The sequence below is a fragment of the Leisingera sp. S132 genome (genome assembly GCF_025144465.1).
Classification (GTDB): Bacteria; Pseudomonadota; Alphaproteobacteria; order Rhodobacterales; family Rhodobacteraceae; genus Leisingera.
Window position 1 is genome coordinate 2,448,032 of record NZ_CP083553.1, and the last position, 20,915, is coordinate 2,468,946.

Annotated in this window: 19 protein-coding genes and 1 pseudogene; 7 read left to right on the plus strand and 13 right to left on the minus strand. The window is 63.3% G+C overall.

Features of this window, described 5'->3' with window-relative positions; genetic code table 11:
• Positions 1-16 precede the first annotated feature (16 nt).
• Entirely contained in the window at positions 17-616 is a 600-nt protein-coding gene (locus K3725_RS12130; RefSeq protein ID WP_260015584.1) for a GcrA family cell cycle regulator, read from the plus strand.
• Positions 617-966: 350 nt separating this feature from the next.
• Here K3725_RS12130 and K3725_RS12135 read toward each other — a convergent pair whose 3' ends face one another.
• The 9 genes and pseudogenes from K3725_RS12135 to K3725_RS12175 all read right to left on the minus strand — a co-directional run bounded on the left by K3725_RS12135 (position 967) and on the right by K3725_RS12175 (position 9,877).
• Positions 967-1,485 (minus strand): DUF995 domain-containing protein, encoded by a 519-nt coding sequence (locus K3725_RS12135; protein ID WP_260015585.1) that lies wholly within the window; start codon positions 1,483-1,485, stop codon positions 967-969.
• 157 nt (positions 1,486-1,642) lie between these two features.
• The gene (locus K3725_RS12140) at positions 1,643-2,488 is read right to left on the minus strand and encodes a glycoside hydrolase family protein (protein ID WP_260015586.1); all 846 of its coding nucleotides are present in this window, start codon (positions 2,486-2,488) and stop codon (positions 1,643-1,645) included.
• Between the two features lie 61 nt (positions 2,489-2,549).
• Positions 2,550-2,801 carry a hypothetical protein gene (locus tag K3725_RS12145; protein ID WP_260015587.1) on the minus strand — a complete coding sequence of 84 codons (252 nt, stop codon included), beginning with the start codon at positions 2,799-2,801 and terminating at the stop codon, positions 2,550-2,552.
• Between the two features lie 294 nt (positions 2,802-3,095).
• Positions 3,096-4,016 carry a glycoside hydrolase family 26 protein gene (locus K3725_RS12150; protein ID WP_260015588.1) on the minus strand — a complete coding sequence of 307 codons (921 nt, stop codon included), beginning with the start codon at positions 4,014-4,016 and terminating at the stop codon, positions 3,096-3,098.
• 4 nt (positions 4,017-4,020) lie between these two features.
• On the minus strand, positions 4,021-5,877 hold the full coding sequence (locus tag K3725_RS12155; RefSeq protein ID WP_260015589.1) for a glycosyltransferase family 2 protein: 1,857 nt from the start codon (positions 5,875-5,877) through the stop codon (positions 4,021-4,023).
• Entirely contained in the window at positions 5,861-6,859 is a 999-nt protein-coding gene (galE, locus tag K3725_RS12160; RefSeq protein WP_260015590.1) for a UDP-glucose 4-epimerase GalE, read from the minus strand. Before galE ends, K3725_RS12155 begins: the two co-directional genes overlap by 17 nt.
• On the minus strand, positions 6,859-7,848 hold the full coding sequence (locus tag K3725_RS12165) for a UDP-glucuronic acid decarboxylase family protein (RefSeq protein ID WP_260015591.1): 990 nt from the start codon (positions 7,846-7,848) through the stop codon (positions 6,859-6,861). Before K3725_RS12165 ends, galE begins: the two co-directional genes overlap by 1 nt.
• 335 nt (positions 7,849-8,183) lie before the next feature.
• Positions 8,184-9,159, minus strand: a pseudogene (locus tag K3725_RS12170) (IS5 family transposase).
• A 199-nt stretch (positions 9,160-9,358) separates the two neighbouring features.
• Positions 9,359-9,877, minus strand: a complete 519-nt coding sequence (locus K3725_RS12175) for a YHS domain-containing (seleno)protein (protein WP_260015592.1) — start codon at positions 9,875-9,877, stop codon at positions 9,359-9,361.
• Between the two features lie 272 nt (positions 9,878-10,149).
• Between K3725_RS12175 and yghU the strand changes: the two genes are divergently transcribed.
• Positions 10,150-11,025, plus strand: a complete 876-nt coding sequence (yghU, locus tag K3725_RS12180; protein WP_260015593.1) for a glutathione-dependent disulfide-bond oxidoreductase — start codon at positions 10,150-10,152, stop codon at positions 11,023-11,025.
• Positions 11,026-11,098: 73 nt separating this feature from the next.
• Here the strand turns inward: yghU and K3725_RS12185 are convergent, their stop codons facing one another.
• The 3 genes from K3725_RS12185 to K3725_RS12195 all read right to left on the minus strand — a co-directional run bounded on the left by K3725_RS12185 (position 11,099) and on the right by K3725_RS12195 (position 12,986).
• Complete coding sequence (locus K3725_RS12185) at positions 11,099-11,512, minus strand: ester cyclase (protein WP_260015594.1); 414 nt, start codon at positions 11,510-11,512, stop codon at positions 11,099-11,101.
• 92 nt (positions 11,513-11,604) lie between these two features.
• Positions 11,605-12,396: an SseB family protein gene (locus tag K3725_RS12190; RefSeq protein ID WP_260015595.1), complete on the minus strand. Its 792-nt coding sequence runs from the start codon at positions 12,394-12,396 to the stop codon at positions 11,605-11,607.
• Complete coding sequence (locus K3725_RS12195; RefSeq protein ID WP_260015596.1) at positions 12,393-12,986, minus strand: uracil-DNA glycosylase family protein; 594 nt, start codon at positions 12,984-12,986, stop codon at positions 12,393-12,395. The genes K3725_RS12190 and K3725_RS12195 overlap by 4 nt, the downstream gene beginning before the upstream one ends.
• Positions 12,987-13,253: 267 nt before the next feature.
• Here K3725_RS12195 and K3725_RS12200 point away from each other — a divergent pair, with 267 nt between their 5' ends.
• The 4 genes from K3725_RS12200 to K3725_RS12215 are packed head-to-tail and all read left to right on the plus strand — an operon-like array spanning position 13,254 to position 17,934.
• A complete protein-coding gene (locus K3725_RS12200) occupies positions 13,254-13,913 on the plus strand; it encodes an ABC transporter ATP-binding protein (RefSeq protein WP_039185658.1) in 660 nt (219 codons plus the stop codon).
• Positions 13,891-15,567, plus strand: coding sequence for a capsule biosynthesis protein (locus K3725_RS12205; RefSeq protein ID WP_260015597.1), 1,677 nt, complete (start codon positions 13,891-13,893; stop codon positions 15,565-15,567). Before K3725_RS12200 ends, K3725_RS12205 begins: the two co-directional genes overlap by 23 nt.
• 15 nt (positions 15,568-15,582) lie before the next feature.
• Complete coding sequence (gene kdsA, locus K3725_RS12210; RefSeq protein WP_260015598.1) at positions 15,583-16,416, plus strand: 3-deoxy-8-phosphooctulonate synthase; 834 nt, start codon at positions 15,583-15,585, stop codon at positions 16,414-16,416.
• Between the two features lie 21 nt (positions 16,417-16,437).
• Entirely contained in the window at positions 16,438-17,934 is a 1,497-nt protein-coding gene (locus K3725_RS12215) for a phosphomannomutase/phosphoglucomutase (protein WP_260015599.1), read from the plus strand.
• A gap of 214 nt (positions 17,935-18,148) precedes the next feature.
• Here K3725_RS12215 and K3725_RS12220 read toward each other — a convergent pair whose 3' ends face one another.
• Complete coding sequence (locus tag K3725_RS12220) at positions 18,149-20,101, minus strand: AsmA family protein (RefSeq protein WP_260015600.1); 1,953 nt, start codon at positions 20,099-20,101, stop codon at positions 18,149-18,151.
• A 633-nt stretch (positions 20,102-20,734) separates the two neighbouring features.
• Here K3725_RS12220 and K3725_RS12225 point away from each other — a divergent pair.
• A complete protein-coding gene (locus K3725_RS12225) occupies positions 20,735-20,914 on the plus strand; it encodes a hypothetical protein (RefSeq protein WP_260015601.1) in 180 nt (59 codons plus the stop codon).
• The last annotated feature ends 1 nt before the right edge of the window (position 20,915 follow it).

A 20,915-nucleotide genomic window follows, 5' to 3' on the forward strand; every position in this document is an offset into this window, starting at 1 on the left:
CTTGGAAAGGCAACAGATGTCCTGGACAGACGAGCGCGTCGAACTGCTCAAGAAAATGTGGGGCGAGGGCCAGTCGGCCAGCCAGATCGCCAAGGAACTGGGCGGCGTCACCCGCAACGCCGTGATCGGCAAGGTGCACCGGCTCGGCCTGTCCAACCGCAACAGCGGCGGATCCAAGGCGGCTGAGCCGAAGGAAAAGCCGGCCGCCGCCCCCGCGACCGCCGCGCCGAAACCTGCCGCAGCCGCAGCCAAGCCCAAGCCGCAGCCCAAGACCGAACCGGCCCGCCCGGCCGCGGCCCAGCCCGTGGCAGACGCCAAGCCCGCAACGCCTGCCCGCCGTCAGATCATCCCGGCCGGCCAGCCGCTGCCGCCGCAGCCTTCGGCCAATGAAATCAGCCCCGAGGCGCTGGCCAAGGTCAACGAGATCGAGAAGAAGGCCAAGAAGCTGAGCCTGATGGAACTGACCGAGCGCACCTGCAAATGGCCGGTCGGCGATCCGGCAACCGAGGACTTCTGGTTCTGCGGCCTGCCCTCGCAGCAGGGCAAACCCTACTGCGAGGCGCATGTGGGCGTGGCGTTCCAGCCGATGTCCTCGCGCCGCGACCGCCGCCGCTGACCGGCGCAGCCCGAAGATTTCAAAGCCCCGGCACTGCGTCCGGGGCTTTTTGCTTAAAAGGTCTGCCGACTGGTGAACGGGGCGCGCGGTAAGGTGCTTTGTCCAGCATCCTGCAGGAAACAGACCTTTCCAGGCATCGGATGGGCTAACGCCTATACCGGCATTGCAAACCTTCGGGTTGCCTTGGACGCTTGATTCCGGCTGACGCCTACAACAGACATCGCCAAAGTCGTGCGCAATACAAGACAAAACATTCCAAATGGCGCGGATGGGCATTTGGATCTAAGCGAAAGCGGCCGGAATTGAAACGACCCTAGCAGGGTTGGCGAACAGCTAAGGATTGCTTCTGGTTAATCAAGGAGCCGCAGTTCCGAAATGCCGAGCGTTGCCAGTAATGCAGAATATCTTGCGGCGACCGTGTTGCCTGCGCTCAGGCTTGCCCCGGAGAACGGAAACCAGGGGTCAGCCATGCTTCCGGTTGTGGACCACATCTCGCCGGCGGCATCCCGGCGGTAGAAGGAACAGTTGCGGGCGCGGCGGGTTTCGATCCCGAAGTCCTGGCGCCAGGCCCAGGTGCCTTCATAACACATGCGGCTTAGGGTGGTGACATGCCAGCGGCCGCGGCCGACGCTTTGATCGGCTTCGTTGACCGCCCAGAAAGTACCGTCCGGGGCCCAATAGGCATAGGAGCCGCTGCCCCAGTCCTCGGTCTGCCCGGCGAACATGCGGTACAGATCCGCCGGTTCCGGCGTTGTGGCGTCCTTGGGGACATGTGAACCGAACTGGAAATCTGCCCTGGCCGGATCCGCGCCGGCAGGCATCAGAAACACAGCCGCCAGCACAGAAGCAATACCAAACCGAAATCCCATAACGATACCCCCACCGCTGCTTACACTGCTAACAAATAGGGCGAAGCCTGCGTTGTTCCACGGTTTTTTCCAACGCAGCCCGCCAGGCAGCCGGTTGGAGCAGCGGCGGGCAGGCCCTGCGTGCCGGGACAGGCCGGAAAGTTTCGAAAGCCGCTGCTTAGCGGTCAAGACCGGCAGAGCGGTAGGACGCTGCGGCAGCCACGGCGCGGCTGAAGGCCGTGCCCGCGGGGGTCGGGTTCAGCCCGTCCGTTACCAGGTTGATCCGCGGTGTGCGGCCGTTCCAGGGGTAGGGGTTTGCCGAAAACCAGGCATAGCGCTCGACAAACGGCAGTCTCTCCAGCATTGGGATCGCGGCCTGGATGAAGCGGGCGTTGTCCCGGTGTGTGGCCCGGCCGGGACGATCCCAGTCTATATAGGCAAACTCGGTCACCCAGACGGGCCGCTTGTATTCCCGGTGAACCGCGATCAGCCAGTCGCGGAAATGGTCCGTATCCCCGTCGGTTGTATAATAATGCACCGCCATGAAGTCGACGCGCAGCCCGCGCCGCTCTGCCTCGGCCATGAAGCGCCGTTGCCAGGATCCGGCCCCCAGGGTGTTGTCCCGCGTCACCGCCGGGCTGCCCAAGCGCAGACCGCGCGCTTCAAGCCTGGGCCACAGTGCTATGGCCTCGGCCACACTCATGCCGGCCTGATGGCCGCCGCCGTTGCCGTCGGGTTCGTTGAAACCAAGCAGGGCATGCACCGGGCGGCTGGAAACAATTGGATCATCGATATTGCCGGCGCTGTGGATCATCGGCACAAATTCCACTGAACGGCGCAGCGGTCCTTTGTGTTCGATCTGGTCGGTGCGCCAGTCGTAGTACCAGCCGAGCCCCGGCTGATCCTCGATCCAGCCGAGCATCGTGTAGCTGGGGTTTTCCCAGGCGCCAACACCGGCGCGCTGCGCCTGTCCTGTCTGTGCCAGCGCCATCAGGGCGCAGGCCGCCAGTAACAACCTGATCATTCTTGCTCTGCCTCAATCGGCTGGCGCTATCTGCGAAAGCCCGCAGCAGGTGCCGCCTGTGTCAGTTCTTGTAGCAGCGCGAGCGTTTGCCAAAGCCCGCAGGCGAGCAGATGTAGCTGCCGTTGCCAAGCGAAGCGGGGCCGCTCAGCCGGACCGGGCGGCGGGTTTCCGCGCCGCGCAAAAGGTTCAGTTTTCCGTAGGATTGCGCCGCAGCTTTTGTCGAAGAGGAGGCGCTGGCTTCAGCGGCAAATACTCCAATAGCCGCAAACGCCAGAACCGGCACGCAAACTGCGCGTGCGAATTGACATAACATTCACTGTCTCCTGCCTGTATACCCAGCATGACCCGGCGGCAGTTGTGTCACTCCGTTCCGGCATCATGATACCGGTACTTAGCAAAATCCGCTGCCGCATACCAAGATTTTGCGCAGCAAGATGTTGAGATTTGGAAAACTGCAGCGGATCGGCCAGCATCCGTTACGATGGGCCGCCCCCTTTTTGGGAGGCGGCCCGGAAGTAAGATGCTGAGAATAAACGGCCGTCCGGCGTGGTGCCTTGGCTGGTGCGCGGGACGGGCCGGGCGGCGGGAATCCGCCGCTATGGCCCGGTCAGCGGCTTAGTTCGGCAGCTTGAGATCCAAGCGCGTTGCCGGGAAAACGCCAGTCCGGCAGCCCGTAGCCGTCCGGCCAGGGGTAAACTTCCTGCTGATTGAAATAGACCACCGCCTGCAGCTCAGGAAAGTCTTTCAGATCCTGGCGGACATCCTGGTTCCAGCGCTCGACATATTCGTCGCTGCCGACATAGCCCAGTTCGGCCACCACAATCGGCCGCCTGAATTGCAGCGCCTGCTGGTAGCGCGGGGTGAGAATATCGCGGAATGTCTGCTCCTGCCCCAGCACATCGCGCTCCCATTGCTGCAGGCCGAAAACCGACAGGCCGATCACATCCGCATAGTCATCGCCCGGATAGTAATCAGCAAAACCATCATGGCCCAGCGGCGACCACATATAGTCGAAATCCTCCGATACTTGGCGGCAAACATCGATCACGCGGCGGTAGGCCCTGATATAAGTGTCCGGGTTCCAGTTGGCCCAGATGAACTGGCCGCTTGCGTCTTCCATCTCCTGCGCCCACCGGATGGTGACCGGGCTTTGGAACTCACTCAGCGCCGCGCAGATCGCCCGCATGTTGGCATCATACTGTCCGTTTGCGATCCCCTCGATCAGATGGGCGGGGGTATTGCGCTCGTCCCGGGTCCAGGTCCAGGGCTCGATGGTGACCAGGACCGCGCGGTTTCTTTCGGCAGCATAGGTGTCGGCATCCTGCAGCGAGGGCAGATGGACGTCCTCCCAGGGCAGGAACAGATGTTCGATCTGGACATCGGGATCCTCGGAAAACCGCCCGTCCGGATCATAAACGCCAAACGGCAATTCTCCCGGAGGCGCGGCGGAAACGGCGCCGGACAAAGCCGTGGCCAGCGCCGTAGCGCAGAAGGTCATATGCATGGCAATACGGTGCTGCTGCTTCATTGTATTACTCCCGATCATTCCCGGGACCGGAGTCTATCCGGCCCGGATCGTAAATGAGAATGACTGTCCCTGGCCCGCCCATTCCGGCGCCTGCTACGGCATATTCCTCACGAATGATCCGGTAGGGCTCCAGCCCTTTTGACAGGGCGTAAAGGCTTTCCATTCCGCGCTCATTCACAGAGACGGCGGCCATGCAGAAAAGCGAGAGCGGCACCGCCATCTTTGCCAGCCCGGGCAGCCGCAGCATCTGCCGTACCCCGCCAGCGGACCGGTAGTGCAGACCCACGATCACGGCGGTGATAACCGCGTAATACATACCATTGATCGACGCCAAAAGATAGAAACCGTGCGCCTCGCGGACGCTGTCCACCAGCAAAATCGGCAGGAAGCAGCCAAGCGCCAGCGCCGCATAGACCGCAATAATACGGCCCGGCAGGGTGGCTTTGGTGGCATCGCCTTTAGGAGTGATGCGGAAATCGACAAAGCCGCCCGCGATCTTGTCGCGCACCGCCATTACGCAGCCCCACAGCACCCAGGGCCACTGGATACCCAGGAACAGGGTCTTCTCCCAGCTGATCACCTTGCAGTCTGCGGGCCGGAAATAGCCGTCCGCCTTCAGCCGGTAGGCCAGCACCGTCAGGACCAGAATCTGCGGCGCCGCATGCAGGATGAAGGCTGGATAGGTGACTTCGGCATAACGGAAGTCGAACAGCAGTGCGAGCACAGGCAGAAGATAAAGCAGCGCCATGAAGCCTGCGAACATCGGGTAGAACAGCTGGCAGAACAGAAACAGAAACTTCAGCCGCGGCGTCAGCCGGGTGAAATAACCGGAGGTGAACTGCAGGAAGATGGTCAGCAAGCTGCGCGACCATTGGAATTCCTGGGTGCAGAGGTCGGCGATATTGGCAGGTCCGTCGCCCTCGGCGATGGCATTGAAGGCATGCACCCCTTGCCAGCCGCCGGCGTTCATCAGCATGGTGGTGGAATGGTCCTCGGCCAGTTCCGGCCCCAGGCCGCCGACGCTGCGCAACGCCTTGGTGCGCACCGCGTAATGCGAGCCTATGCACATCGGCGCCAGCACCGCCGCATAGCCGGCCTGAAACACGCCGTGAAAGGCGGCTTCAGTATGCAGCCGGGTCCGCGCCGCCCAGCTTTGCCCGGCATTGCGGGCGCAGATGCTCGGTGCGCTGACATAGCCGACCGCGGGGCTGGAAAAGCCGCGCATGATCTCAGTCAGATAATTCGGCGAGGGCACGTGGTCAGCATCCAGCTGTGACACAAAATCATAGTTTTCGTAGCCGTAGGTGTCATAGAAAAACGCAAGATTGCCTTCTTTGCAGCGGGTCCGGCGCGGCCATTCCTTGCGGTGGTAATCGGCCCGTCCGCGGCGGGTGGAGATCCGCACTCCGCGGGCCTCGCACCAAGCGATGGTTTCAGGATCGGGGTCCTCATCCGCCAGCCAGGTGTCATGCGGGTAGCTTTGCGCCAGCATCGCTGAAAGCGTGGTCTTCAGGACGGAAAACGGTTCCGAGGGGGTTTTGGTAACGATCATCGCCACCCTTGCGGAAGCCGGATCCGGCGGGTCCCCGGCGGGCACCATAGCGCGGCGGAAGATGATCACGAACAGCATCTGCAGAAAGAACAGCCAGCCCAGGCCGGCGGTAGCAACCCAGTATTGAATGCCGCTGGTCTGATGCTCCGGCAGGAACCACCAGCCCCAGAACCAAAGCGCAGCAACCGCCCAGGCCGCAATCAGAGCATGGTAAGACCACGCGGTCCTGCCGCGCAGCAGCGGCACCAGCGGTACTTGCTGCGGCCCATGGCCCTGGTGATCAGAGAAGTGATCACAGGCAGGCGTCATCACATGCCTCCAGTCCAAAGCCGGGTGCCGCATGGCGGATGATCTCCGGCAGCGTGGAATGCCGGGGGCGGAACGCAAGCAGCCTGGCCGCCATATCTGTATCCGCGACCAGCTCTGGCGGATCGCCCGGGCGGCGGGCTTGGGCTTTCCAGGGCACGGGCTGTCCGGTGACGGCCTCGGCGGTCCGGATGATCTGCTTGATCGAGTGGCCGGTGCCGGTGCCCAGGTTGAGGGCAAAGCTATCGCTGCCCCCAAGCAGGCGGCGCAACGCAAGAACATGCGCCCGCGCCAGATCCGTCACATGGATATAGTCCCGGATGCAGGTGCCGTCGGGCGTGTTGTAATCGGTGCCGAACACCTGCAGCGGCGGCGCCCTGCGGGATGCTGCCATCAGAACCAGCGGAATCAGGTGGGTTTCCGGGTCATGGCGTTCAAACAGCCGCCCCTGCGGGTCAGCACCGCAGGCATTGAAATAGCGCAGCAGGGCAAACCGCAGGTCTCCGGCTGCGGCCTGATCGCTGATCATCTGTTCGCACATCAGTTTGCTGCGCCCATAGGGATTCACCGGGTTCTGGGGGCTGCCCTCAGTTATGGGCAGGACGTCCGGCACCCCGTAGGTGGCGCAGCTGGAGGAAAACACCAGCGTCCCAACCCCCGCGTCCTGCATCGCCTTCAGCAGCGCAATCATGCCGCCGCAGTTGAGATCATAATAGAGGCCGGGTTTGGCAACGGATTCCCCGACATAGGCCGCGGCAGCGAAATGCATCACCGCGTCGCACCGGTGCTTGCGGATGACGGCAGCCAAGGCACCGCAATCGCGGACATCAAGCTGTTCGAACGGCCCCCATTTCACCGCATCCCGGTTGCCGGTGCGCAGATTGTCGACCACCACCGGCTGGTAACCGGCTTCCGCCAGCTGCAGGCAAGCATGGCTGCCGATAAAACCGGCACCGCCCGTGACCAGCACCACAGGGCGGTGCATCACATCGCCCCCGGAGCAATCTTGCCCGAGGCGGCAAGCTCGCTCCGGAAATAGCCGATGGTGCGGTCCAGCCCGTCGCTCAGGTTGACTTTGGGCTCCCAGCCCAGCCGTTTTCTGGCCCTGCTGATGTCAGGGCGCCGCTGTTTCGGATCATCCTGCGGCAGGTCGAGGTAGGACAGCCGGGAGTTGCTGCCGATTTTCTGCAGCACCAGTTCCGCCAGTTTCCCGACCGGGGTTTCCTTGGGGTTGCCGATGTTGACCGGCTCAAACTCGGTTGACGGGCTGTGCATCAGAGCAATCAAACCGTCGACGGTGTCGTCCAGATAGCAGAATGACCGGGTTTGCGTGCCATCGCCAAATACTGTGATTGAGTCACCCACCAGCGCCTGGGTAATAAAATTCGACACCACCCGGCCGTCTTGCGGATCCATGCCGGGCCCGTAGGAGTTGAATATCCGCGCCACCCGCAGGTCGACTCCATAGCAGTCGTGGTAGTCGTGGAAGATGGTTTCCGCCGCCCGCTTGCCCTCGTCATAACAGGATCGCGGCCCGAAAGTGTTCACATTGCCCGCGTAGCTCTCCTTCTGCGGGCTGACGAGCGGATCGCCGTAGACTTCGGAGGTTGAGGCCTGCAGAATCCGCGCGCCGGTGGCCCGGGCCAGCTCCAGCAGGTTAAAGGCGCCGAAAAGGCAGGTTTTCAGCGTTTGCAGCGGATCCGCCTGATAGCGCGGCGGCGACGCCGGGCAGGCCAGGTTGAAAATGTATTCAAACGAAGTCTCCAGCTGCAGGGGCTTTGCAACGTCCTGCCGCAGGAAAGTGAAGCCCGGGTGGTTCAGATGCCCACTGAGATTGACCAGGCGGCCGCTGGACAGGTCGTCCAAGCAGGTGACATCAAAGCCTTTCTGCAAGTAACGTCTGCATAGTTCGGCACCTAGAAATCCGGCGCCGCCGGCCACGAGAACGGATCTGGCTCCGCTTTTCCCAGCCACGGATGACAAGTTTTCACGCGAACCAAGCCGCTTGGTTCCCCGATATAGACCGCGATGCATTCGCAGTTCCCCCTGCAGAGGCGCGACCCGTCATGCTATGCTCGTTCTTTGGCGGGCTGTCCTAAAATCCGGGCGGCCCGCTCTGGCCTCTCTGCATGCCGTGGAGTTCTGCTTTAACTCATTCTTCTAACGCGCATTCCCGCGGGCCTCCCATAGACCCGCCCCCATCTTGTTTTAATCTTGACTGACCGGTGCAAATGTCAAATTTTACCTTTCGGCAAGGCGCTGTTGCACAAATCCTGATCTGACCGCAGGGCCCCTTTCCCGGGACGGATTTACTCTACGGGCTCTATGAGAGGTATGCCGAGAGCGGTGCAACAGTTCAGCACCGCGATCCGGATCTGGCGTTCAGCGACCTGTCGGTCGAAGACTTTTGCCATCAGGGATTGGCCGAGCAGCTTGATTCAGTTCACCTTTGACTCGACCGGCTCCGGCGGTGATATCCGCTCCACCGTCGCCAGATGGCGCGGCCGAGATACTCTGATGCGCGCGGGGCTTCGTTTCGTGACAGCGCGCCCGGGCTCGCCGGCTTCCAGGGCGCCGCATTCTTTCGGGGCGGGATATCAGCGGCACCACCACGGGCGGCGATCGCCTCGCGGCATTTGCGGGTGTCGCAGGCACCGTCGGCAGTCTCCGAACCGATCTGCTCGTCAGCCGGGATCTGGTCCCGGAGATCGGTCAAAATGGGCACATCCACTACCCGGCAGGCGATTTGCATGGCAATTCTGCCGAGAGGGGCCGATGTTGCTGCTGGTGACCTCGTTGGCCCGGACTTCCAGCGTTTCCTCGTCGATTCTAAAAATGTATCTTGCGCCAGAGGCGCCGCTTGGGGCCTCCGTGCTTGCGGGCGTTCCACTCACCTGCGCCTTCTGCCTTGATGCCGGTGCTATCGATCAGAAGGTTCTGCGGGCCACCGCCACCGCGGAACGGTATACTCACGTTCAGCTTCCGCTGCCGGCGGCACAGGGCGCTTAAGTCCGGCACAGCCCAGTCCAGAACGGCCAGCCGCAGAAGGCTTTGCACTAAGCGCGTCGTCTGCCTCGGTGGCAACCCCCACAGTACTTTCAGGGTAAAACAGGTTCGGATCGCGGCGACGCTGAATTGGCACCGGCGACCGCGCTTGCCAACCGGCGGCGGCGTCCAGATCATCCTCGGATCAAACCAGATGATCAGAGATCCGTGTTGCTTCAGTGCTTCATTGAAAGACGACCGGTTCGTGGTCTTGTATCTCGTAGGGGCCCAACTGCTCATGCATCCCAGCTATCACGCTGGATTCACGCAGTGAATCCCTCACCCGATTTGTACAAAAAAGGCCAATCAGCCACCTATTCGCAAATCAAAAGGGAGTTTCTCAACAATCTCGGCTTGAGACAGCCGTTCGCTGCGTTGGCTCATAATGCCGCCTTTGATTTCATGCAGGCAAAGCGCTCGCCTTGCCTGCATGCCGCAGTCAGTTCGCAACCGGACCCTCAGAGGTGAACTTCGGAATGACGCTGTCAGAGGCAGCCTTGGGCTCGATGCCCGGCCAGTTGCCTTCGGCCAGGTTAATGTTGCCGGGGATGTCCTCTTCCCAGAAACCGACCACAACGTCGGTGATGTTCAGATAGAGCTTGTCATCGACGATACGCCACAGGTTCGGGTTGGCCGGCACCTTGCCGCCCTTGGAGACGCCGTAGGCGCAGTGGCCGTCATACTGCGGCGCATAATAGGCCGGGTTGGCGGCGAACTTGTCACGGTTCTCAGCCGAGGAGAACGCCCAGGTGGCACCGTTGTAGTCGGCGGTAAACGCCGCATTGCCGCGCACCGGGGCGGTCTGCGGCGTGCCGGGCGGATTCATCTCCAGGCTGCGGTAGGCCACCACGTCATAGCCCGACACCGCATAGCCGGTGCCATCGACGTACTGCTCGCCGGCAAAGGCCGGCAGGGCAAAGGACAGCGCTGCCGCAGCAGCAAAAACAAGACGCTTCATGAAGTCATTCCTTTCATCGGTGATCGCTTCAAATGGGGCACCGGTCCAGCGCACCGGCCTTGGCACTGACATTACTGCCGCTGCGGCAAATGCGAAGGGGGGCTCACGGCTCTGTGTCCGGGGACGAGAGGATGTGAGCAGATTGTAAAATTTCCGCGTGCAGACCTTCCAGTCATTGGAATTTCCGAAATCCCCCTTATCTCTGCCGGAACCGGTCGCCGCAGCGCGTGCGATTGAGATGCAACAGGAAACAATCAGGACAAGGCCGACAGATGAGCGATACCCCTTATACCCCGCCGAAAGTCTGGAAATGGGAACAAGCCAACGGCGGCGAGTTTGCCTCCATCAACCGCCCCATCGCCGGTGCGACCCATGACAAGGACCTGCCGGCGGGCAAGCACCCCTTCCAGCTTTACTCGCTGGCGACCCCGAACGGGGTGAAGGTCACCGTGATGTTCGAGGAACTGCTGGCCGCAGGCCACAAGGAAGCCGAATATGACGCCTGGCTGATCCAGATCGGGGATGGTGACCAGTTCGGTTCCGGCTTTGTCGATGTGAACCCGAATTCCAAGATCCCGGCCCTGCTGGACCGCAGCGGCGCGGAACCGGTGCGGGTCTTCGAAAGCGGCTCGATCCTTCTGCATCTGGCAGAGAAGTTCAGCGCTTTCCTGCCCAAGGCGGGCGCGGCCCGCACCGAGACCCTGAACTGGCTGTTCTGGCAGATGGGCAGCGCGCCCTACCTGGGCGGCGGTTTCGGCCATTTCTATGCCTATGCGCCGGAGAAATTCCAGTATCCGATCGACCGTTTCACCATGGAAACCAAGCGCCAGCTGGATGTGCTGGACCGGCAGCTGGCAGAGCGCGAGTTCATTGCGGGTGACGAATACACGATCGCCGATATTGCCATCTGGCCCTGGTACGGCCAGCTGGTTCTGGGCCGCAACTATGGCGACGCGGCCGAGTTCCTGGATGCGGCGAGCTACACCAACGTGGTCCGCTGGGCCAAGGCCATCGACGCCCGTCCGGCGGTGCAGCGCGGCCGCATGGTGAACCGCACCTCCGGCGACCCGGCCATGCAGCTGCATGAGCGCCACGACGCCAGCGACTTCGAGACCCGCACCCAGGACAAGCTGGAAGCGGCAGAGTAACCGTCCCACCCTGCAATAGGCAGGTTTCAGACAGTCAAAGCGCCCGCTGCGCAGCGGGCGCTTTCTTTTCCGGCTACATCCAGCCCACCTGCGTCAGGGCGTGCACGTCGTTCCAGACCTTGGTCATGTGGCGGATCTTGCCGCCATCGAAGTCCAGAACATAGACGTAGTCCGAGGCAACCGTCTTGCCCGTCGGCGCGCCGTTGCCGGCATCCACCGTATGGGTGCCATGGAACACCGCAAACAGGATCGCGCGGCTGGCGTCCTCATCGACCGTCAGGGATTTGAACTCTGCATGGGCATCCGGCATCGGGGTCAGCAGCCCCTTAGCCCATTCGGTGTAATCCGCCAGCGTGCTGATCTCCGCCAGCGCATCCGCCTGGACGGAGAATGTGGCGTCCGGGGTGCACCATTCCCGGCACACCTCCCACCCTTTGCCCGCGTCACAAGCCTCGCAGAAATCATGTGCGGTTTGTTTGATGGACATCGTTTCCCCTCCCTGCTGAGTTGCCGGGCACGGGCCGCAGCCCTGCCCTTGCAGCAGCAGATAAGGCGAAATCGGCGGGGGGCGAGAAATGCCTACCTGAGCCGCGGCGGTTTATCCGGGTCGCTGCCGGGTGTGACGGGTTTGATTTCCTGCGGCGCCTTGGGCTGCGGCAGGTCAAAGCGCAGACCGGCGCGGGCCAGGCTGGCCGCCACCGGGTCCTCTGCCTCGAAGAAGCCCACATCCATCGCCCCGGCCTCGATGCCGGAGAAGGTCAGCGCCTCGCTGGCGGCCTTGGCGAGCGAGGCCTGCGCTGCCTCCTTGGCGCCGACAAAGCCCAGCAGATGCCCCTGCCCGCCGCACTTGTAGCGGACCCCGGCCAGATAAGCCGCCGCCGCCAGCCCGCCCGCGGTTGCAAGCTTGGCGTCCAGCGCCGTCAGCAGCGCCTCCGGAAGGCCCTTGGGCGCGGTGAATTCAGTGACGCCTGCCTCGACTTCCTCTGGCGCGTGACCCAGGGTCTGGTGCAGCCAGCTGATGGCCTCAGCCGGGATCAGGAAGGCAGAGGGCGCCACCTCCAGGTTCAACCCAAGCCCGATCCCCTGCCCGGCCAGCATCTGGCAAATCACCCGGCCCGACAGCGCCGCGTATGGAACCGCCTCGCCGGCAAATCGCGCCAGCCGTTCCTCGCGGTCAAAGACCAGCACAAAGGCACCGTCGGGGGTGTCAAACAGAACCGGCGAAATCTGCTCCCCGGCGGCCTCCTCCTCCAGCATCAGGAACAGCTCTGCATCCGCCAGCCGCTCATAGAAGCGCAGCCGGGCGGCATCATCCTCGGGCGCGGCTTCCATCGCGGCATGGGCCAGATCCAGCGGGGTTTCACCTGTCATCGCATCAGCTCCTTCACCCGGGCCTGCAGAACCGGCAGCAGCTCCGCCTCGAACCAGGGGTTTTTCTTCAGCCACCCGGTATTACGCCACGAGGGATGCGGCAAGGGGAAGACCTGCGGCGCATGATCCCGCCAGCCCTGCACCAGCGCCGTCACCGGCCCCTTCAGCCCCAGGTGATAGCGTTGCGCATGGGCGCCGACCAGAACCTTCAGTTGCACCTCCGGCAGATGGTCCATCACCTGATGATGCCAGGTCCTGCCGCAGACCGCAGGCGGCGGCAGGTCGGCTTTCTTGCCGTTGTAGCCGGGAAAACAGAACCCCATCGGCACCACCGCAACGCGGTCCTTGTCGTAAAACTCCGACTCGCTCAGCCCCAGCCAGGCCCGCAGCCGGTCGCCGGAGGGATCGGTGAAGGGACGGCCGCTTTCATGCACCCGCAGCCCCGGCGCCTGGCCTGCAATCAGGATCCGGGCCGCCGGGCGGAACCACACCACCGGGCGCGGTTCATGCGCGGTGGCGGTGGCGGCAAAGCGCTCTGCGCAGATCCGGCAGCTGCGAATCTGGTCCTTCAGCCGCAGGCTGCTTTCCATTGTTTCAGGTCCGGAAACAGTCACCTGGCACCCCGCAAACGTCTTCTGCCCGCATTTTCAGGCTCCCAGGCCCCGTATCCGCGGCAAAATGGTTAAGAATTGGTTGATGGTTTATGTCACAATTCGACATAATAAGGCCAAATTCACCGCGTAGGCCATTAACACTCTTTTGATAAGAAAGGGCCATAGGCGCCCTGCAAGCGCCTGGGCAATGAGGCAGTTGAGAGAGCCCGCCAGAGGGCCGCACAGGCAGTACCGGAACAAGCGATGCTTGAGTTTGAGAACGTCAGCAAGTCCTTTTGGACAGGAACCCAGCGCAAGGTGATCCTTGACCGCGTGTCGTTCCGCATTGAGCCCGGCAAATCGCTGGGCGTGCTGGCCCCGAACGGCACCGGCAAGACCACCCTGATCAACATGATGGCGGGCCTCGAAAAACCCGATGAGGGCGAGATCCGCCGCAACTGCAAGGTGTCCTTTCCGCTCGGGTTCATGGGCGGCGTCATCAGCCGCCTGTCAGCCATGGAAAACTGCCGCTACATCGCCAAGCTTTACGGGCTGGACCCGGATTACGTAGAGGCCTACTGCCGCTGGCTCTGCGGGCTCAAGGAGTATTTCGACCAGCCGGTGGGCACCTATTCCTCAGGCATGCGGGCGCGGTTCAGCTTCTCGCTGATGCTGGCGCTGGATTTCGACATCTACCTGATCGACGAAGGCATGCCCTCCACCACCGATGTGGAGTTCAACCGCAAGGCCGGCGAGATCCTGCAGGAACGGCTGCAGACCACCACCATCATCATCGTCTCCCACCAGGCCCAGACGCTGGAAAAATTTGCCCGTTCAGCTGCCGTGCTTTTGCAGGGGCAGCTGCACATGTTTGACACTTTGGAAGAAGCGAAACAGCTCTATGACTACGAAACCGAGAGCTAAGAAGTTCCGCATCCGCCGCAGCGCCCCTGCGGACGGCAGCGAGGCCAGGCCGCAGGGGCCGGGGCAGACTGCCGCTGCAGCCGCAAGGCCTGCGGCGGACACTGCCGCGCCCGCAGCCGCGGCCCCCGCATCTGCCCCCGTATCTGCCGGTGCCGGCAGGTCCGCAGCACCGGTCTCGGGCATGGTCAGCTCAGCCCGCGAAACCAGGATGGAATCCGATCTCGACGCGATCCGCCAGGAAGGGCTGACCGGCCGCCAGCTGCGCCTGGCTCGGCGGATGGCGCAAAAGCACAACCTGCCCGCAACCTCCGACTTTGAGGCGGTGCGGATGCTGCGCGAGCGCGGCATCGACCCGTTCAAACGCGCCAACATGCTGGAACTGGTGGTGCCCCAGAACAAGGCGCAGCCCGCGGGCAGCCCGCCTGCCCCCGGCTCCATCCAGCTGCCGCAGACGGTTCCGGCCGGCCGCAGCAACCTGCCGGCGGCAGAGCTGAGCCCGGCAGAGCGGCGCGCCCGCGAAATCCAGGACATCCAGCGCGACATTGCGCGCCGCCGCCGCCGCAAGCTGTCGCTGCTCGCGGCGCGTCTGGCATTCTTCGTGATGCTGCCGACGCTGGCCGCAGGCTATTACTTCTATTCGGTGGCCACGCCGATGTACTCCTCCAAATCCGCCTTCCTGGTGCTGCAGGCCGATGGCGGCGCGGGCGGCGGCGTTGGCGGGCTGCTCAGCGGCACCCAATTTGCCACCAGCCAGGATTCGATCGCGGTGCAGGACTACCTGCAATCCAAGGAGGCGATGCTGCGGCTGGATGCGGAATCCGGCTTCCGGACGCATTTCACCCAGGACTGGCTGGACCCGATCCAGCGGCTGGAAGCGGACCCCACCAACGAGCAGGCCTTTGCAACCTACAAGCGCAACGTGAAGATCGGCTACGACCCCACCGAAGGCGTGGTCCGGATGGAGGTCTCTGCCGCCGACCCCGAAGTGGCGGCGGAGTTTTCCCGCAGGCTGATCTCCTATGCGCAGGAAAAGGTGAACAACCTCTCGCAGCAGAAACGGGCCGACCAGATGGCCGAATCCGAGGCCGCGCTGGCCGCTGCCGAGGAAAAACGCCGGGCCGCGCAGCGCAGCCTTGTGGTGCTGCAGCAGCAGGGCGCGGTTCTGGACCCCGAGGGCGTGGTTGCCGCGCTGCGGTCGCAGATCAGCACCTTTGAGATCCAGCTGGAGGAAAAACGGCTGGAGCTGGCCGCGCTGCAGGACAATACACGCCCCAACCGCGCCAAGGTGTCCGGCGCCGAAGCCGACATCAAACGGCTGGAGACGGTGATTGCCAGCCTCAACAACCGGATGGTCGACGCCTCCGCCGGCGAAAATTCGCTGGCCAGCCTGCGCATCCAGATCCAGATGGCCCAGGCTGATCTGGCAACCCGCGACCTGATGCTGCAATCGGCCTTGCAGCAAATGGAAACCACCCGGATGGAGGCCAACCGCCAGGTGCGCTACCTGACCACCGCGGTGGAGCCGGTTGCCAGCCAGGAACCCTCCTATCCGCGCAAATTCGAGAATACCGTTTTGGCATTCCTGATCTTTTCCGGTATCTACCTGATGTGTTCGCTCACCGCGTCCATCCTGCGGGAGCAGGTGTCATCGTAAAGCCATCGGGTACCCATGAAAAACATCGATATCGCCGGTCTCACCGTCGGCAATGATCGTCCGCTGACCATCATTGCCGGCCCCTGCCAGCTGGAAACCGCAGACCACGCCCGGATGATTGCCGGGCAGCTCAAGGAAGCCTGCGACAAATCAGGCGCGCAGTTCGTGTTCAAGGCCTCTTACGACAAGGCCAACCGCACCTCGCTGTCAGGCAAGCGCGGGCTGGGCATCGACGAGGGGCTGAGGGTGCTGGACACCATCCGCCGCGAATTCGGCGTGCCGGTGCTGACCGATGTCCACACTGAGGCGCAATGCGCCGTGGCGGCTGAGGCCGTCGATATCCTGCAGATCCCGGCCTTCCTGTGCCGCCAGACCGACATGCTGCTGGCCGCAGGCAACACCGGCAAGGCGGTGAACATCAAGAAGGGCCAGTTCCTGGCGCCCTGGGACATGGCCAATGTGGTTGCCAAGGTGGAAAGCACCGGCAACCAGAACATCCTGCTGACCGAGCGCGGCACCTCCTTTGGCTACAACACCCTGGTGGCCGACATGCGGTCGCTGCCGCAGATGGCGCAGGGCGGCTACCCGGTGGTGATGGACGCCACCCATTCGGTGCAGCAGCCCGGCGGCAAGGGCGGCTCCACCGGCGGCCAGCGCGAGTTTGCGCCGCTGATGGCGCGCGCAGCCGTTTCGCTGGGCATCGCCTCCGTCTTCATCGAGACCCATCAGGATCCGGACAATGCCCCCTCCGACGGGCCGAACATGATCTACCTCGACCAGATGCCGCAGCTGATCGGCAGCCTGATGCGCTTTGATGCGCTGGCCAAGGCCGACCCCATCCGTATTTGATCCAGTAAAGAGATTTCAGACATGACCAAACCGCTGTCCGAGGTGACCCCGAACACCTGGAGCTTCCTGCGCGATGCGATGATCAAGCCGACCGGCTTCCGCGAATATGACGCGCGCTGGAAATACCCGGAGGAGATCAACCTCCCCGGCATGACCGCCCTGGGCCTGGGCCTCGGCACCCAGATGCGCAAACGCGGCATCGACCCGGTGATCGCGGTCGGCAACGACTACCGCGACTATTCGCTGGCCATCAAGAACGCCCTGATCCTGGGCCTGATGCAGGCCGGTATTCAGGTCAAAGACATCGGCCCGGCGCTGTCGCCGATGGCCTATTTCGCCCAGTTCCACCTGGATGTGCCTGCGGTCGCCATGGTCACCGCCTCGCACAACCCCAACGGCTGGACCGGCGTCAAGATGGGCTTTGACCGCCCGCTGACCCATGGCCCGGACGAAATGGGTGAGCTGCGCGACATCGTGCTGAACGGCCAAGGCCAGCCCGCCCCCGGCGGCTCCTATGAGTTCGTGGAGGGCGTCAAGGAAGCTTACCTCGACGACCTGGCCGGCGGTTTCAAAATGTCCCGCCCGCTGAAAGTGGTCTGCGCCACCGGCAACGGCACGGCGTCTGCCTTTGCGCCGGAGCTGTTCAAGCGCATCGGCGTCGAAGTGGTCGAGAGCCACAACGAGCTGGATTACACCTTCCCGCATTACAACCCCAACCCCGAAGCCATGGAGATGCTGCACGACATGTCGGCATCGGTGAAGGCCTCCGGCGCCGATCTGGCGCTTGGGTTTGACGGCGACGGCGACCGCTGCGGCGTGGTCGACGACGAGGGCGAGGAGATCTTTGCCGACAAGGTGGGCGTGATCATGGCCCGCGATCTGTCGAAGCTCTACCCGAACGCCACCTTTGTCGCCGACGTGAAATCCACCGGCCTGTTCGCCTCCGACCCCGAGCTGCAGAAGAACGGTGTGACAGCGGATTACTGGAAGACCGGCCACAGCCACATGAAGCGGCGGGTCAAGGAAATCGGCGCCCTGGCGGGGTTTGAGAAGTCCGGCCACTACTTTCTGGCCGAACCGGTCGGCCGCGGCTACGACTGCGGCATGCGGGTCGCGGTTGAGGTCTGCAAGATGCTGGACCGCAATCCGAATATGTCGATGTCGGACCTGCGCAAGGCGCTGCCCAAGACCTGGTCCACCCCGACCATGTCGCCCTATTGCGCCGACACCGAGAAATACGCCGTGCTGGAGCGTCTGGTGCAGAAGCTGGTTGCCAAACATGAGGCGGGCGACAGCTTCGCAGGCCGGGCAATCAAGGAAGTGGTGACCGTGAACGGCGCCCGGGTGATCCTCGATAATGGCTCCTGGGGCCTGGTGCGGGCGTCGTCCAACACGCCGAACCTGGTGGTGGTCTGCGAAAGCTCCGACAGCGAAGACGAGATGCGGGCTATTTTTGCCGATATCGACGCGGTGATCCGCACCGAGCCGCTGGTGGGCGATTACGACCAGACCATCTGATCCCGGCTCACATGAGGGATTTCGCCTGCTGACGCAGGCGATCCGCGCCCGCCTCCGGCGGGCGCTTTTTCTTTGGCTGAGAAGCGATCCAAGGACAGGCCTGCCCTTAGATGCGCCATTTCCAGTGTAAGACGCCTGCAGCCGCGTCAAGGACTGGCCGGGCTATGCCCGGAGGCCTCCCGGCCTTCCTTGACCCGGCTTTCGGCTGATCGGCTCAGTCGCCGCCCAGCAGTTTCAGCAGCTGGTCGCGGGCTTCCTGTTCGATGCGCTGTTTCAGCAGGTCGTTGATATCCTGCTCCGGCGCGATTTCGGTTTCCAGGTCCAGTTCCTCGGCCAGTTTCTGGCGCACCCGGTCCTTGGCCTCCTGCTCGATCTCGTCGATCTTCGGTTGCAGCGCCTGGCTGAAATCCGGGCGAATGTCCGGATTGTCCCAGCTGCCGCGGATGCGTACCGGGATGGTCAGCACCTGATCGCTGCCCGCCCGGACCAGCTGCGGCGAGAACAGATAATCGATGTCGCGCGCGCCCAGGCCGATCCGGCCCTTGCCTTCGGCGCGGAACCCCTTGAGCAATACCAGCAGGTCCTGATTACTGAGGTTGCCGCCCTCGATCGTGTAGCTGGCGGTCAGCTGGTCAAACACGGTGCTTCCGCCATTTCCGCCTGAGCGCATCAGCTGCTCCAGGTCGAAGCCGGTGAAGAACCCCTTGCCCGCCTCCAGCCAGCCCTTGCCGCTGAGGGAGCGCATGATGGCAGCCACCGAATTGCCGGAGCCAAGGAACTCCAGCGCGCCCAGCGCCTCGCCGTTCAGCCGGCCATAACCCGCGGTCTCCCCCAAAGCGCGCTCCAGCCGGATGCCGTTGAAGGTCAGATTGCCGCCCACCGACAGCCCGCTGCGGTTGTTGGCCACCACCTGCCCCTGCACCTGGCCGCCGAACATCGCCGCGGGCAGGAATTTCAGCACCGCGCGGCTGCTCTCAACCGTCAGGTTCAGCTTGCTGGCGCCAAGCGTCACGCCGCCGGTGCGCAGGCTGTCGAAACTCAGATCCACCACTGCATCCGCCAGCCCCAGCGCCGAGGCGTCAATGGGATCCTGCGGCCAGCTGCTGGCAGCAGATGCACCGCCTGCAGTCCCGGACCCGCCGCCGGAGCTGCCCTGTGTGCCGCCAAGGCTGCTGAAATCCAGCGCCCCGCCCTGCAGCTGGGCAGTGATATCGGGGCGGTCTTTGAACGCCACATCCGCCGCGCCGGTCAGCCGGTTGGCGCCCAGCTCCACCGCCAGGTCGCGCATCGACAGCCGCCCGTCGGCGGTATAGGTCACATCCGCCGCAAACACCCCCTTCTGCGCCAGCGCATCGGGCAGGAACACCCCCAGCGCCACGCCTGTTTTCAGGGCATCCTCTGCCCCGAAGGTCAGCCGCCCGCTGGCCTCGCCATTGATACCGGCATGGCCGTCAAACCGCCCCTTGCCGCCCGGTACCGACACCGTTGCCCCGATCGAGGACACCTCACCAGCCAGGAAGGCGGCAAAGGTGCCGATCTCGGCGTCGACCTCCACCGGTTCCCCCGCCGGGCGCAGCGTGGCCTTTGCACTGGCGGTGCCCGCCGGATCCGGCCACAAGAGGCTGAGGTCGATGTTCTTCATCTCCACCGGCGCCTCGCCGTGGGCTGCATAGCGCAGCGAGGCCCCGGTCAGCTCCACCGCCTCGATCCGGAGCGGCAGCGCGCCGCCGGCTGAGCCTGCGCCGCCGTCAGTGGCTGCGCTGCCGCCCTGAGCCCCGCCGGTGCCGCCCATCACCCAGTTGCCAACACCCTCGGCGTTGGTGGCCAGGTTCAGGTGCGGCAGGATGGCAGAAACTTCAGTGACCCGCACATCACCCTGCATCAGGTCGGCGGCAGAGACCCCGATGGTCAGCCGTTCGGCCTGCAGCATCGGCTCCGGCCCGGCCCAGTCCGCATTGGAGAGCGTCACCGCATCCGCCTTGACGCCCAGCGTGGGCCAGAAGGTAAAGCGCACCTTGCCGCCGAACGCCAGCTTGCGCCCGGTCTGCGTCTCCAGCTGATCCGCCGCCAGCCGCGCGATTTTCTCGCCCGGCAGCAGCAGCACCAGCCCGGCCAGCAGCACAACCGTCAGCACCAGCGCCGTCACAACCCGGAAAATCAGCTTCATCATCCCGCTCCTCTATGCCTTGCCCCATGTTCCCCAACGGGTTTTGCGCAGCTTACCGCGTGGGCGGGCGGGTGCAATGAAGTAAGTAATGGACCTGCTAAGGCGTCACTTACCGGTAGGTTCGCGCCTGACCCCGAGGGTGGGCGTTTCACGCCCGCCGCCGTGCTGCAAGCATTCCTCCGGCATGACGGGGCGGGGACGGGCGTGAAACGGATCGCAAGCGAGCCGGGAAATGAGTCGTCTCACCGCAGCCGGAACCGCTGCCGCAGGCCAAAGAAGAACGCATGTCCTCTGGCAGCTGCGCTTGGAAAGGATATGGCCGATGGCGGCCCAGGAGTCTCAGGCAACCGTATCGGCTTATGAATCTTTTCAAGACCGCAATCCGGCACTTTCGCCTCCCAGCACAGTATTTTCCACAGAAAAATCGGCACCGGCACCAAACTTTTGCCGCCATCAGCCAATAACCGCCCATTCAGCCCGCGCCCGGCAGCCAAACAAAACACATCCCTGGAAAATTAAAGCAATTTAAGCTTGCAAACCGCAACCCATGGTGCTTTTTCTATGATCGCCATCAAGTGAGTCAAATTTCCGCTTAAATTGCATGGCACGTCAAAACCAGAAAGGATTTCTATTATGTGTTGGTCTGGACCGGGGCCTGAATGCGCCTACATAACCTCCAAAAATTGCGGCACCGCTGAAGTAATTTTCGAAAAAAGCGATAAACTTTACATCGAGTTGGCCCAGATGATCACTGAAAATGTTGACCCTGCGCTGATCGAAACCGCCGCGCTTATTGCGGAAAAAGTTTCCTGAG

Bases quoted from the DNA above. Each gene is read 5' to 3' on its own strand.
- K3725_RS12130 (WP_260015584.1), top strand. From the start codon at position 17: ATGTCCTGGACAGACGAGCGCGTCGAACTGCTCAAGAAAATGTGGGGC.
- K3725_RS12135 (WP_260015585.1), bottom strand. From the start codon at position 1,485: ATGGGATTTCGGTTTGGTATTGCTTCTGTGCTGGCGGCTGTGTTTCTG.
- K3725_RS12140 (WP_260015586.1), bottom strand. From the start codon at position 2,488: ATGATCAGGTTGTTACTGGCGGCCTGCGCCCTGATGGCGCTGGCACAG.
- K3725_RS12145 (WP_260015587.1), bottom strand. From the start codon at position 2,801: ATGTTATGTCAATTCGCACGCGCAGTTTGCGTGCCGGTTCTGGCGTTT.
- K3725_RS12150 (WP_260015588.1), bottom strand. From the start codon at position 4,016: ATGAAGCAGCAGCACCGTATTGCCATGCATATGACCTTCTGCGCTACG.
- K3725_RS12155 (WP_260015589.1), bottom strand. From the start codon at position 5,877: ATGACGCCTGCCTGTGATCACTTCTCTGATCACCAGGGCCATGGGCCG.
- galE (WP_260015590.1), bottom strand. From the start codon at position 6,859: ATGCACCGCCCTGTGGTGCTGGTCACGGGCGGTGCCGGTTTTATCGGC.
- K3725_RS12175 (WP_260015592.1), bottom strand. From the start codon at position 9,877: ATGAAGCGTCTTGTTTTTGCTGCTGCGGCAGCGCTGTCCTTTGCCCTG.
- yghU (WP_260015593.1), top strand. From the start codon at position 10,150: ATGAGCGATACCCCTTATACCCCGCCGAAAGTCTGGAAATGGGAACAA.
- K3725_RS12185 (WP_260015594.1), bottom strand. From the start codon at position 11,512: ATGTCCATCAAACAAACCGCACATGATTTCTGCGAGGCTTGTGACGCG.
- K3725_RS12190 (WP_260015595.1), bottom strand. From the start codon at position 12,396: ATGACAGGTGAAACCCCGCTGGATCTGGCCCATGCCGCGATGGAAGCC.
- K3725_RS12195 (WP_260015596.1), bottom strand. From the start codon at position 12,986: ATGGAAAGCAGCCTGCGGCTGAAGGACCAGATTCGCAGCTGCCGGATC.
- K3725_RS12200 (WP_039185658.1), top strand. From the start codon at position 13,254: ATGCTTGAGTTTGAGAACGTCAGCAAGTCCTTTTGGACAGGAACCCAG.
- K3725_RS12205 (WP_260015597.1), top strand. From the start codon at position 13,891: ATGACTACGAAACCGAGAGCTAAGAAGTTCCGCATCCGCCGCAGCGCC.
- kdsA (WP_260015598.1), top strand. From the start codon at position 15,583: ATGAAAAACATCGATATCGCCGGTCTCACCGTCGGCAATGATCGTCCG.
- K3725_RS12215 (WP_260015599.1), top strand. From the start codon at position 16,438: ATGACCAAACCGCTGTCCGAGGTGACCCCGAACACCTGGAGCTTCCTG.
- K3725_RS12220 (WP_260015600.1), bottom strand. From the start codon at position 20,101: ATGAAGCTGATTTTCCGGGTTGTGACGGCGCTGGTGCTGACGGTTGTG.
- K3725_RS12225 (WP_260015601.1), top strand. From the start codon at position 20,735: ATGTGTTGGTCTGGACCGGGGCCTGAATGCGCCTACATAACCTCCAAA.